The organism is Dietzia sp. B32 (assembly GCF_024732245.1).
Lineage (GTDB): Bacteria > Actinomycetota > Actinomycetes > Mycobacteriales > Mycobacteriaceae > Dietzia.
The window spans coordinates 2,270,939-2,283,698 of record NZ_CP093845.1 but is presented as its reverse complement, the minus strand read 5'-3'; the positions used below and the strand labels follow the sequence as shown (position 1 = coordinate 2,283,698).

The following is a 12,760-nucleotide window of genomic DNA, read 5'->3' as shown; positions in this document are numbered from 1 at the left end:
GTATGAACCGCCGACGCCCCGCGGCCCCGGGCCCCGCTCCGGACCCGACTCTGCGCGCGGGTCGACTCGCACTACTGACCACGTCCGCGGTCCACCTGGGCTTCCAGTCGATGGTGACCTCGGTGGTCTACCCCCAGCTGTTCGACGGCCCCACCCACGGGATCGCCGAGCGCCAGGCCGATCACGCCCGCCGGATCGCCCCCGTCGCCCTCACCCTGTACGCGACGGGACTGGGGGCGGCGGCGTGGGCGACCTACGGCTCTGTACGCTCTCGCGAACGCAGCGGCCTCGGGGCCACTCTCCTCGCGTGCGCCACGGGTGTCGCGGTTCCGGCCATCACCGCCGGGGTGCTCCCGCTGCACAAGGGCATCGCCCAGGAGAAGGTCACCGGGCCCCGCATCAAGGCGCTCGTCGCCACGGACCGGCTCCGCACCGGGCTGGCCGCGCTGGGACTGGCGGCCGCCGCGCAGGCCCTGAGCAGCCGCGACTAGGTCCGGGGTTCCGTCCGGCGGTCGGACCCTCCCGCGCGCGGCCGCGCCACCGCCACCAGGGCTGCCACCGCGATCACCCCGACCGCGAGCGCCAGCACGTGGTACGCGGGGATCAGGCCGATACCCTCGGCGATCACCGCCGCGATGACCGCCGGTACACCGAGCGAGATGTACGCCACCACGAACAGGGCCGAGAACACCTGTCCCCGCACCGCCTGCGGTGCACTCTGCGCGACCAGGGTGTTGCCCATGAGGAACAACAGGCCCATCCCGAGGCCGGCACACCCCGCGGCGGTGATGAAACCGGCCACCGAGCGTGCCTCCAGGGACATCGAGGCGGCCACGAGCCCGCCGACCAGCGTCAGCACACCCAGGACCACCCCGCGCCGCCACAGGGACGGGCCGGCACGCAGGTTCCACAGCAGCTGCGCGGCCCCCGCCGCTCCCTGTAGGGCGGCCACCACCAGGCCCGTGACCAGATAGTCGGAGCGACCGGTGAGGTCACGCGCGATCGCCCCACCGAGGCCGAGGAACACACCGCCCACGGACCACGACACGATGACGCACACCGCCGCGAGGGCGAACGTGGACCGCACCTGCGGGGGCACCGTCGGGGGACGCACCCGGAGGGCCGACCGCAGGGTTCCCGACCCGCCCGCCGTCTCGGGGACGAGGGTCGCCACACCGGCCAGGAGAGCGACCGTGACGGCGCCGATCACGAGGTAGGGGTGGACGAGGGGCGACGACGACGAGGCGGCCACCACCCCGGCGAGGAGCACACCACCCGCGATGCCGAAGTTGCTCGTGGAGCTGCTGGTCAGCGCACCGACCCGGGAATCCCTCGTCGGATGGAGTTCGATCAGCGCCGCCGTGGCCGACCCCGTGACGAGACCCACCGCCAGACCCTGGATGACGCGGGCCGCGATCAGCCAGGCCACCGATCCGGCGGCCGCCAGCATGCCCATGCTCGCCGCGAGCAGGACGAGGCCGGCCAGGATGACCGGGCGACGTCCGACCGCGTCGGAGACCCTCCCGAGGAACAACAGGGGAACCAGGACTGCGAGGGCGTACACGGCGTAGACGACCGTGATGGTGGTGCCGCCGACTCCCCAGACCTGCTGGTAGTCGACGTAGAGGGGTGAGGGCGTGGCGCTCGAGGCGAGGGCCACGGTCACCACGAGGGCCATCAGCACGAACGGGGGCCACGACGCGCGAGGGGTGGGGTGCACGGTCTCCGGTGTCCACTGGGAGGGCGCCTGCCGTGCTGACGCGCCGGCCGGCGGGTGAGTGGAGCCTAGGGGATTCGAACCCCTGACATCTGCCTTGCAAAGGCAGCGCTCTACCAACTGAGCTAAGGCCCCGTACCTCCAAGCATAAACGCCGGACCGCGTCAGCGAATCCGGCGTCTGCCTGGCGGAGTGGGCCTAGGAGGACTTGAACCTCCGACCTCCAAATTATCAGTTTGGCGCTCTAACCACCTGAGCTATAGGCCCTCGTACCGAGAGGTCAATCTACCCGACGTCATCGCCGCCGCCCAAATCGGCGTCCTCCGCCGGGTGTCGCGGGCCCACTCAGTACCGGGGATCGCCGAGTGTCACCTGCACGCCGCCGCCGGTCAGACCCGCCGCGAGGTTGTAGATGAACACCGCGAGCGTGGCCAGGATCGACAGCAGGAGCACGTTGAGCAGTCCCACTCCCCCGCTGTAGAGGAAGATCGTCGACGGCCCGATCACGGCCGCGGACTCGTCGCCCGCCACCCCGGACAGCAGACCGCCGAGACGGTCCCACACGCCCATGCCGGACAGGAGCAGGTACGTGACCCCGATGGCCACCATCCACACGAGGAAGAGGGCGAACATGAGGCCCAGCACGGTGGTGAACGCGGACCACGGGTCGATGCGACGCAGGACCAGCACCGACTCCATCGGTCCGCGACGCTCGGTCGGCGGGACGATCGGCGCGGCACGCCCGGCCGCGCCCCCCGAGTGCGCCTTGGAGACGCCCCCGCTCGCCCCCTCGGCGCGATGTTGGGCCGCGGCGGGGAACGCCGTGGTGGCCGACGTGCTCGACTCGCCGGTGCCGGACCCCGACCCGCCGTAGCCGGGCGCCGGGGCGGACCCCTTGTGCGAGGGGCCCTCGGTGGCCGGATCTATCGGGTCGGTCACGACCTACACCTCCTCGACGGACTCGGCCTCGGACCGGTCCTCGTCGTCGGGCTCGTCGGCGTTGCGGGCGATCGCCAACAGCGAGTCACCCTCGGCGAGGTTCATCAGTCGCACGCCCTTGGTCTGCCGGCCCGCCTTGCGGACCTGCTTGGCGAACGTGCGGATGACTCCTCCACCGGAGGTGATCGCGTACAGCTCGTCCTGCAGCTCCACGATCGTCGCACCGACGAGCTTGCCGCGCTTGGGATCGAACATGAGCGTGAGCACGCCCTTGCCGCCCCGGCCCTGGGCCGTGTACTCACTCAGCGCCGTGCGCTTGGAATACCCGCGCTCGGTGGCCACGAGGAGGAAGTACTTCTCCTGATCGGACGTGTCGGCCCGCACGACGGACATGCTCAGCAGAGCATCGCCGTCGTTGAACCGCATGCCCATCACGCCGGAGGTCGCGCGGCCCATCGGGCGGAGCGTGTCGTCGTTGGCGTGGAACCGGATCGACTGGCCCTTCTCCGAGACCAGGAGCAGATCGTCGTCCGGGCCGGCCAGCGCCGCACCCACCAGTTCGTCGCCGTCACGCAGGTTGACGGCGATGAGGCCGCCGGAGCGCGGCGAGTCGTAGTCCTCGAGACGCGACTTCTTGACCAGGCCGTTACGGGTGGCCAGGACCAGGTACGGCGCGTCCTGGTAACCCTTGATCCGGATGACGCCGGCGATGCGCTCCTCCGGCTGGAAGGCCAGGAGGTTGGCCACGTGCTGACCGCGTGCCGTGCGGTTCGCCTCGGGCAGCTCGTACGCCTTGATGCGGTACACCCGACCCTTGGTGGTGAAGAACAGCAGCCAGTCGTGCGTCGAGGACACGAAGAAGTGTCGGACGATGTCGTCCTGCTTCAGCTCCGCGCCGCGCACACCCTTGCCGCCGCGCTTCTGGGCGCGGTAGAGGTCGGTGCGGGTCCGCTTGGCGTACCCGGTCTCCGTGATGGTGACGACGACGTCCTCGCGTGCGATGAGGTCCTCGTCCGTGACGTCCCCGTCCGCCGGGATGATCCGGGTGCGACGGTCGTCGCCGTACTTCTCGACGATCTCGCGGAGCTCGTCGGCGACGATCGCGCGCTGCCGCTCGGGCTTGGCGAGGATGTCCTTGTAGTCGGCGATCTCGAGCTCGATCGCCGCGAGCTGGTCGATGATCTTCTGCCGCTCCAGGGCCGCGAGGCGACGGAGCTGCATGTCCAGGATGGCCTGCGCCTGGTCGTCATCGATGTCGAGGAGCTCCTTGAGGCCCTCGCGCGCGATGTCGACGGTCTCGGACCGGCGGATGAGCGCGATGACCTCGTCCAGGGCGTCGAGCGCCTTGACCAGGCCGCGCAGGATGTGGGCGCGCCTCTCGGCCTCGTCCAGCAGGTACTGCGTGCGCCGGACGATGACCTCGATCTGGTGCGTGACGTACAGCCGCACGAGATGGTTGATGGCCAGTGTCCGGGGCACACCGTCCACGATCGACAGCATGTTCGCGCCGAACGACGTCTGCAACTGGGAGTGCTTGTAGAGATTGTTGAGGACCACCTTGGCCACCGCGTCACGCTTGAGCGTGATGACGATGCGCAGGCCCACCCGATCCGACGACTCGTCGTCGATCTTGGAGATGCCGGCGATCTTTCCGTCGCGCAGCTGCTCCGCGATGGACAGGATCATGTTGTCCGGGTTGACCTCGTAGGGCAGCTCCGTGATGACGATGACCGTCCGGTTGCCCTCCTCCTCGATGGAGGTCTTGCCCCGCATGCGGATCGAACCGCGGCCGGTCGTGTAGGCGTCCTTGATCCCCTGGTCGCCCACGATGAACCCGTGGGTGGGGAAGTCGGGACCCTTGATCCGCTCCATGCACGCCGCGAGGGTCTCCTCCTCGTCGGCGTCCGGGTTGTCGAGGCACCAGTAGATCGCCTCGGCGACCTCGCGCAGGTTGTGCGGCGGCATCTTGGTGGCCATACCGACCGCGATGCCGCTGGAGCCGTTGACCAGCAGGTTCGGGATACGGGACGGGAGGACGACCGGCTCGGAGGTCTTACCGTCGTAGTTCGGCTGGAAGTCGACCGTGTTCTTCTCGATGTCCCGGACCATCTCCATGGCCAGCGGGGTCATCTTGCACTCGGTGTAGCGCATCGCGGCCGCACCGTCGTTACCGCGCGAGCCGAAGTTGCCCTGACCGTCGACCATCGGATAGCGCATCGCCCACGGCTGCGCGAGCCGCACCAGGGTGTCGTAGATCGCCGAGTCACCATGGGGGTGGTAGTTGCCCATCGTGTCGGCGACCGGCTTGGCCGACTTCACGTAACTGCGGTCCGGCCGGTAGCCGTTGTCCCACATGGCGTAGAGAATCCGGCGGTGGACCGGCTTGAGACCGTCCCGCACGTCCGGCAGCGCCCGCCCGACGATGACGCTCATCGAGTAGTCGATGTAGCTTCTCTGCATCTCGGCCTGGATATCGACCGGCTCGATCCGGTCGTGACCCCCGGCTTCGGGCGGCAACGTCGTGTCCGTCATGGGCTCCTCTTCGTCTCGCGCTCGAAGCGACACGCAGGGCACGCTTCGACCGTCCCAGTCTATAGGTCCTGCGGAAACACCCGCACGGGCGCGCGGGGCGTCGGTGATTCGAAGACCCGGGCGCAGCCCCGCCCCGGATGGCGTCCGGCGGGTCGCGGGGCGCCGCAGAAGCGGGGCAGAGGCGGGGCAGCGGGACAACACCAGCGTCCAGTTCGCGGCACCGTCACGGAAACACCGTCCGAGACGACCTCCGGCCGCCCGTCTCCGGGCCTCCAAGTGGTCGGCTGTCCATCATAGATTCCGGTGACGAAACCCTTATGTTGCCGTCTACGAACGGACGACGGGAGGGGGCGCGATGAACAGTGTGAACACCGTGCTCACAGCGCTACACACGGGAAATAGGGTAATGACACGTCTACAATTGGTCGACTCCGCGGCACCCGGTCAGCTGGCGTGACGACATAAACATTGTCTTATAGTAAACGGATTTTCTAGGAAAACTTTTTCTTCTCAGCCGTTGTGAACACCCCTCTGCCGAGCGCACACTTCCACTTATCGCACGGGTGACCGTGCGAGGAGGTCGGGCGATCTGCCCGGTCTCCGGGGGACGCCGCCACTCCCGAGGGGGATCGGGAGTGGCGGCACTTACAACAGGGAAATATATGTCCATCACCACCCATGGCGGCAGCTCGGACCGGGGGCTCTCGCCCCTGCAGCGCACGAGCTTCCGCACAGTCGCCGCGATCGCGTTCACCGGAGTGATCACCGCACCGCTGGTCGGTATCGCCACCGCCCAGACGGGCTCACTCGGTTCATCCGGATCGGGCGGATCCACCCCGCCGACGTCGAGTTCGACCTCGACGTCCACCACGCCGACGTCCAGCACCACTCCCACGACCACCACGACGCCTCCGCCCGCCCGCGAGGCGACGGTCGAGTTGCGGGTCCTGGTCCTCGATAACGGCACCCCCTTCGTGGGTGCGCTCGCCGAGCGGCTCGCCGCGGAGGGGGTCGAGGTCGACCGTGTGGACGTGGGTCCCGGACGGACCGGTTCCATCACCCGGGAGATGCTCGCCGACGACGCGTCGACGAGTGCCCGGTACATGGGTATCGTCTCGCCGTCCGCGGCGCGCGGGGGGATCACGCCGGAGGAACACCAGATCCTGGATGACTTCGCCGCCGACTACGGGATCCGCGAGATCGCGGCCTACAACTGGCCCAGCGCGGCCATCGGAATGGGTGGCCCCTCTTTCTCCGGTGAGTTGGACGGACTGGGTGTGAACCTGACGACGGAGGCGACCGCCGGGCCCTGGTCCTACCTCGACGGGGCGCTGACCTTCGACGATATCGCGCCCGGCCCCGAGTCCTACGGATACGTGTCGAGCCCTCTGGCGGACACCGGATCGACGTCGTTCCGACCCCTGCTCACCACGCCGGACCACGGCGGGGGCACCCTCATGGGCGTCTACACGAGCGGCGACCGCGAACAACTGGTCCTCACCGTGGACATGAACCAGTACCAGCAGCAGTTCACGGTGCTCTCCCACGGAATGATCTCGTGGCTGACCCGAGGGGTCTCGACCTCGATGTACCGCAACACCTTCAACGTCCAGGTCGATGACGTCTTCCTCACGGATGACGAGTGGAACCCCGAGGGCAACTGTACGTTCCTAGCCGACGCCGGCTGCGCCCCCGATGAGGGTGATCTCGCGGAGTCGCGCATGGGCGCTGACGACGTGGCCACGGCGACGACCTGGCAGGACGCCAACGGCGTCAAGCTCGACATGACCTTCAACGCCTTCGGGGCGAAGGAGGACGACCCACTCACCCGGGCGCTGCTCGAGTCCCGGGCCGACCTCAGGTGGATCAACCACACCTGGGACCACAGCAACCTCGACAACCTGGACCAGGCCCGGATCACCGACCAGATCCAGCGGAACCTCGACTGGGCCGAGGCCAACCAGGTCACTCTGAACCCGGCCGAGCTGGTCACGGGCCAGCATTCCGGGCTCGTCTCCGGGCCGTCCAGGGAGGACAATCCCGCACTCGCGCCGGCGCTCACCGCCACGGGGGTGACCTGGGTCGCCGCGGATGCCTCGGTCGAGGCCGTCCAGCGCCGGGTCGGGGACGCACTGACCGTCCCCCGCCATCCGATGAACATCTTCTACAACACCTCGACCGAGGCCAACGCGGTCGACGAGTACAACTGGATCTACACCTCGAGGGCAGACGGGGGCTCCGGCGTCTGCGAGAGCAACCCGGCCTCCACCTGCATCAGTCCGCTGGGCCCGGACGGTTTCGATGGATACATCGTCCCGCAGGAAGCCCGGCACGCACTGAACCACGCCATCGGGATGGACCCGCGCCCGCACTACGTGCACCAGTCCAACATCACCGGGGACGGGATCCTCTACCCGGTGTTGAACGCGTTCCTCGCGAATTACCGCAGTGTGTTCTCCCCGTCCGCGCCGCTGCTCAACCCGACGCACGCGGAGCTCGGACGCGAGATGCAGCGGCGAGCGGCGTGGGCGGCGGCGGCCGAGGACGTCACCGCGACCGTCACCGGCGACACCCTCGTGATCACCAACCGCGGTGCCGCCGGCGTCGATGTCCCGGTCACGACCCCGGAGGGCTCGGATCTCACCGGAACCGGGTACGCCGGCGCGGAGTCCGGCTGGCTCACCATCGCACCCGGCGCCTCGGTGACCGTCGAGCTCGGGTCGGAGCCCGGGTTCCGCACTCCCTCCGGGGACGCGGACGAGCCGGCCGTGGCCGCGAGGGCGCTCCCGCAGGCGGCAAGGGCCGGTGCTGCCCCGGCCACCGGCCAGGGGTCCGTCGTGATCCCGCCGATCAACGAGGCCACCCGGGTCGGCGCCATGGGCGAGGGCCCGTCCGCGATCGGTTGACGACATGCGAATCGCACTGATCAACGAAGGCACCTACCCGGTCAACACCGGGGGCGTGAGCACCTGGTGTGACCAGCTGGTGAGGGGGATGCCGGACCACACGTGGGATGTCGTCACCCTCACCGGGGGGATTCGCACCCCGATCACCTGGGACCTCCCGACCCAGGTCCGGTCGACGACCCTGCACCCGTTGTGGGCCCCGGTCCGGGCCGGACTCCCGGAGGGTCAGCTCCTGAGCCGGCGCCGGCGGGCCCGCGTCAGGTCCGCCCTCCGGGAGATGTGGGCGGCGATCCTTCCCCCCGCGGGAACGATCTCCGTCGCCGATGGAACCGTCCGCCACGATCCCGCCCGGCTGTCGGCGGCTCTGCGTGAGCTCGTCGACGCCGGACGGGGCGATCTCTTCCGGCTCCTGGGTACGGAGAGCTCGGCCGAGGCCCTGCTCGACGCGTGGTGGGCCCACTCCCCCGCGCTGGACCGGTCGGCCCGACTGAGCGTGGGTGATGCGGTCGAGGCCGCCACCCTCGTCGACCGCGCGCTGAGCGCCACCGACGTCAGGTTCGGCGAGGTGGACGTCGTCCACGCGTCCTCCAACGGCAGTGCGGCCCTGGTCGGACTCGCACGCAAGTGGCGGGACGGGGTGCCGCTGATCCTCACCGAGCACGGTGTCTACCTGCGGGAACGCTATCTCGCCCTGGCGGGGACCCCGTTGGGGTGGTCCGCGCGCTACGCCGTGTGCACCGCACTTCGCGCCATCTGCGTGCTCGCCTACAGCGAGGCGGATCTGCTCCTGCCGGTCAGCGACTTCAACGCGCGATGGGCGGTTCGGCTCGGTGCGGATCCGGATCGGATCCACACCGTCCGGAACGGGGTGGACACCGCGGCCATGACGCCCGTCGGCCCCGAGCCGACGGTCCCGACGATCAGTTTCGTGGGACGCATCGACCCCCTCAAGGACCTGGACACCCTCGTGCGCGCCTACGCCGTCGTCAGGAAGGACATGCCGGAGACGCGCCTCCGGATCTTCGGACCCTGCCCCGCCGGCAACGCCCGGTACAAGCAGGAGATCGAGGCGACCGTCGAGGACCTGGGAATCGCAGACGGGGTCACCTGGGAAGGGCCCACCGCTGGCCCACGGCCCGCGGTCGAAGCGGGAAACATCGTCGCACTGTCCTCGGTGTCCGAGGGCCTGCCCTTCACGACGATCGAGGCCATGATGTGCGGCCGGGTCACCGTGAACACCGACGTCGGCGGGGTGTCCGAGGCCGTCGGTACCGACGGACGACTCGGCGGCCTCGTCCCGCCCCGTGACCCGGACGCCTTCGCACGGGAATGCCTGCGCTTCCTGCGCGACGACCGGCTTCGAGAAGAGACCGGCCGACGAGCGCGCGAGCACTCCCTGCAGTCGTTCGCACTAGACCACTGCATCGACGCCTTCCGTGGGTGGTACGAGATCGCCATCGATCTCCACGGAGCCCGGTACACCGGTGACACGCTCGACTACGTGGCGGGTGTGGCGTCATGAGCGAATCGTTCGCGACTCTCGGCGTCGCCGCGCGGTCACCGTTGCCGTCGAGGCCGCTGGTGGTCGCCGCCGTCCCGCTCGACGCCCACCACGACCTGGTCGGTCGCGCGGTCGACCGGTTCGACGTCGCCGCGCACCTCGAGGCCTCCGGTTTCGGGGACGCGCTGGCGCGACGTCACGGGGCCCGGGACGTCTACGAGTACGCCCGCACACTCCCGACCCTCGCCCCCGGATCATCCGGGGCCGTGAGCATGCGCCCGCGGGCCCATCGAAAGGGCTGGATCAGAGCAGTTCTACTCCTGGCAGGCGCCGTCGTCATGGCGCTCTGTGCTCCCGCGGCGGTGGGAACGGGGCCGGATCTGTCGCTCGCGATCGTCGCCACTGGTCTCGCCGGGTGGATCCTCGGACAGCTCCTCGGATTCGTCACGTGGCGAAGGGCGGGCCTGGGCGACCTTCCGGGGGCTGCGCGGATCTCGGTCGGCATCGCCCTCCTCGTGGCGGTCCCTCTCGTCGGCGCCGTCACCGCGGGGACAGCCGTCGTCGGCAATGCTCCGGTGCTCCCCACGGCGGCTCTGTGCTCGGCGTGGACCCTCTACGCCGCATCGCTGACGATCGTGTCCGTGCTCGGCGGTCTGCGGTTGCTCACCGCCCTCGCCGGCGGGTGCGCGGTCGTTGCGGTGACGGCCTCGGTCACCGGCGCCACCCTGGTGCCGGTCATCGCCCTCGGCGTCCTCTCCGTCGGTGGTGCCCTCCTCGCCGCCCGCACCTATCGAGCCACGACGATCGACCCACCGGCCCTGCCGTCGCGAGACGATGCGCGAGCCGCGTTCGATGGCGCCAGTCAGGCGATTCTCATGTCGAGCGCGCTACTGATGGCGCTCAACCTCGCGGATTCCGACGACCGCATCCCCCTGTCCATCGCCGTCATCCTCGCCGCCGCACTGTGCGATCCGGCGATCGAGGACCTGGGGATCAGACTGAAATCTCTGTCCTACCGCTCCGGCCGCTGGCGCTCCGTCCTCAACGGGGTTCTCGTGAGAACACTGATCTACCTGGCGGCGATCGCGATAGCGGCGGTGTCGGCGACCTGGATTGTGGACCGGATCCTCGGGATCGCGGAGGATCCGGCATCGGGACTCGTTCCGGACGTCGTCGTGTTGGTGGTGGTCGCGCCGGTGTTCGCCGTGTTCGCGTTCGGCTCGGCGATCGTGCTCAGAGCCGGACGCGTCGCGGAGGCGGTGTGGATCTCCGCGTTGGCCTGCATAGGCTTCGCCACCCTCAGGTTCGGCCTCCCGGTCCCGGTCGGCGTCGCCATGCTGTGCGGAGCCTGCCTACTCGCGGTGTACCACGCCGTCACGGCCGCGCTCCACCCCCACAGCTGGTGAACACCCCACGAGCCGCGGTCCCCCTCTACATCCATCCCGTGGTCGACTCCGAACTCTGGGAACAGGTCCTCCGTCCGGGGGCTGCGGACCTCGTCGTCGTCAATGTCGACTCCGGCCCGGGCCGGGTACTCGATCCGGTCTTCGCCGAGGCCCTCCGCGCCTACGGCCCCGGCGGGACCCGCGGGACCGGGGGACACGCGACCATCCTCGGATACGTCGACACCGACTACGGACGGCGGACCCCGCACGAGGTCCGCGCGGAGGCGCGGAAATGGCGTGATCGATACGGCATCACATCGGTGTTCCTCGACCAGGTCGTCTCGGGCGTCGGACCGGACGGCCGGGCGGACGTCGACGCCCTCATCGAGTTCACCGGCCTGGTGACCACACTTCGCGGCGACGGTGTGGTCACACTCGCCGGCAACCCGGGCACGATCCCACACCCGCGGGTCCTCCGAGTGCTCGACGTCATCTGCGTGCGGGAGACCGACCTCGAGACCCACCTGACCTCACCCGCGACACCGTTGCCGGACATCGACCCCGCGAAGATCTGGCACCTCATCTACGAGTGCCCTTCCGAGCGCAGGGGTGACGCCGTCGCGAGGTCGGTCGAACTCGGAGCGGGATACGTCGGGCTCGCCGCGGACGGCCTGCCGCATCCGTGGGGATCCGTCGAATTCCTCAACGCCGACCACCCGACGATCAGCAACTCCGGCTGACATAGCCGGGCTCGCCCCTCGGGACGACGTCCCGATCCCGGAGGAGGATCGAGATGCGACTCCCACGAGCGCGGCAGGCGGAATCGAACGGCCCGGAGCCGGCGTCGGTGTACTCGATCTCGATCACCCGGTCTCCGTAGGCCGCGAGGTAGCGGTCACACTCCGTCAGGCGCCCCCAGGAGTAGCGCTGGCACTCCTCGGCGACCGCGAAGTCGAATCCGATGGTGCGGAGCTCCGCGTCAGTCAGTTCGGCGGCGTTCTTCTGTCCGATTGCGAGACCGCGGGCATGTGCACGCTCGACGAGCAGGCGGGCGTACTCCACCGCGTCGCCCCTGGTCAGCAGGCCCGAAGACCGTGTCCACGAGTCGAGGTTGTCGGGCTCGATCGCCCGGTATCCACGCTCCGCGCAGTCCGCCATCCACTCGTCGACGATCTCCACCAACCGGGACCTCTTGTCCCCGGTCGAGATGTCCAGGAGGGGTTCGCCCCAGTCCTCGTCCTCGACCACGCCTCCGACAGGCGATCCCAGGAGCAGGTCCGGGTGTCGCTCGACCCAGACGGGCCTCTCGTGGGACTGTGCCTGGAAGGCGTTGAGATAGCAGATCGCGTAGACACCGTCGGGCGGTTGCTCCGAACGGTCGCGGGTCACCACCCCGACATCGGAGGCCGGAGGGTAGGTGCCCCCGATCTGGTAGTCGACCACCGCGCGCGCCGGAGGCGGCTCGATCCCGTCAACCGAAGGTAGGGCCGAGGGCTCCGTCCCGGCGGCGGGCAGGCCGACCCCCCGATCCCCCCCGTCACCGAGCGATCCCTGACCCAGCACCTCGGTTCCACACCCGGTCAGCACGATCGCCGCAGAGCACGAGAGGACGACGGCCGCGCGACCGAGGACGGTGAGGGTGAGGGGCACCTACCGATCATGTCACCACCCCGACCGTCCAGCACCTGTGAATCGACTACCAATCGCCGATGAGCCCAGGCCACGGCCGACCGAACCGACCCGGACCGAGCCGACCCCGGTCGCGGAGAACACGTTCTAG

The 12,760-nt window shown here is 69.4% G+C and carries 9 protein-coding genes and 2 tRNA genes; 5 read left to right on the top strand and 6 right to left on the bottom strand.

Annotated elements, in window-relative coordinates:
• Positions 1-2 precede the first annotated feature (2 nt).
• Entirely contained in the window at positions 3-491 is a 489-nt protein-coding gene (locus L8M95_RS10895; RefSeq protein WP_260486162.1) for a hypothetical protein, read from the top strand.
• Here L8M95_RS10895 and L8M95_RS10890 read toward each other — a convergent pair.
• The 5 genes from L8M95_RS10890 to gyrA form a co-directional block, all read right to left on the bottom strand.
• Positions 488-1,720: an MFS transporter gene (locus tag L8M95_RS10890; protein WP_260486161.1), complete on the bottom strand. Its 1,233-nt coding sequence runs from the start codon at positions 1,718-1,720 to the stop codon at positions 488-490. The two genes, L8M95_RS10895 and L8M95_RS10890, sit on opposite strands and share 4 nt — an antisense overlap.
• A gap of 59 nt (positions 1,721-1,779) precedes the next feature.
• Positions 1,780-1,852, bottom strand: a tRNA-Ala gene (locus L8M95_RS10885).
• Positions 1,853-1,910: 58 nt separating this feature from the next.
• Positions 1,911-1,984, bottom strand: a tRNA-Ile gene (locus L8M95_RS10880).
• 78 nt (positions 1,985-2,062) lie between these two features.
• Positions 2,063-2,656, bottom strand: a complete 594-nt coding sequence (locus L8M95_RS10875; RefSeq protein WP_260486160.1) for a DUF3566 domain-containing protein — start codon at positions 2,654-2,656, stop codon at positions 2,063-2,065.
• A gap of 3 nt (positions 2,657-2,659) precedes the next feature.
• Positions 2,660-5,188 carry a DNA gyrase subunit A gene (gene gyrA / locus L8M95_RS10870; RefSeq protein WP_260486159.1) on the bottom strand — a complete coding sequence of 843 codons (2,529 nt, stop codon included), beginning with the start codon at positions 5,186-5,188 and terminating at the stop codon, positions 2,660-2,662.
• Positions 5,189-5,850: 662 nt separating this feature from the next.
• Here gyrA and L8M95_RS10865 point away from each other — a divergent pair.
• From L8M95_RS10865 to L8M95_RS10850, 4 genes are read left to right on the top strand one after another with little or no spacing between them, the layout of a single operon-like run.
• Positions 5,851-8,094: a hypothetical protein gene (locus L8M95_RS10865; protein WP_260486158.1), complete on the top strand. Its 2,244-nt coding sequence runs from the start codon at positions 5,851-5,853 to the stop codon at positions 8,092-8,094.
• Positions 8,095-8,098: 4 nt separating this feature from the next.
• Positions 8,099-9,616: a GT4 family glycosyltransferase PelF gene (pelF, locus tag L8M95_RS10860; RefSeq protein ID WP_260486157.1), complete on the top strand. Its 1,518-nt coding sequence runs from the start codon at positions 8,099-8,101 to the stop codon at positions 9,614-9,616.
• Positions 9,613-11,001 (top strand): hypothetical protein, encoded by a 1,389-nt coding sequence (locus L8M95_RS10855; protein WP_260486156.1) that lies wholly within the window; start codon positions 9,613-9,615, stop codon positions 10,999-11,001. The genes pelF and L8M95_RS10855 overlap by 4 nt, the downstream gene beginning before the upstream one ends.
• Complete coding sequence (locus L8M95_RS10850) at positions 10,998-11,720, top strand: spherulation-specific family 4 protein (protein WP_260486155.1); 723 nt, start codon at positions 10,998-11,000, stop codon at positions 11,718-11,720. The genes L8M95_RS10855 and L8M95_RS10850 overlap by 4 nt, the downstream gene beginning before the upstream one ends.
• Here L8M95_RS10850 and L8M95_RS10845 read toward each other — a convergent pair.
• Positions 11,704-12,630, bottom strand: coding sequence for an endo alpha-1,4 polygalactosaminidase (locus L8M95_RS10845; RefSeq protein ID WP_260486154.1), 927 nt, complete (start codon positions 12,628-12,630; stop codon positions 11,704-11,706). The two genes, L8M95_RS10850 and L8M95_RS10845, sit on opposite strands and share 17 nt — an antisense overlap.
• Between the last annotated feature and the right edge of the window lie 130 nt (positions 12,631-12,760).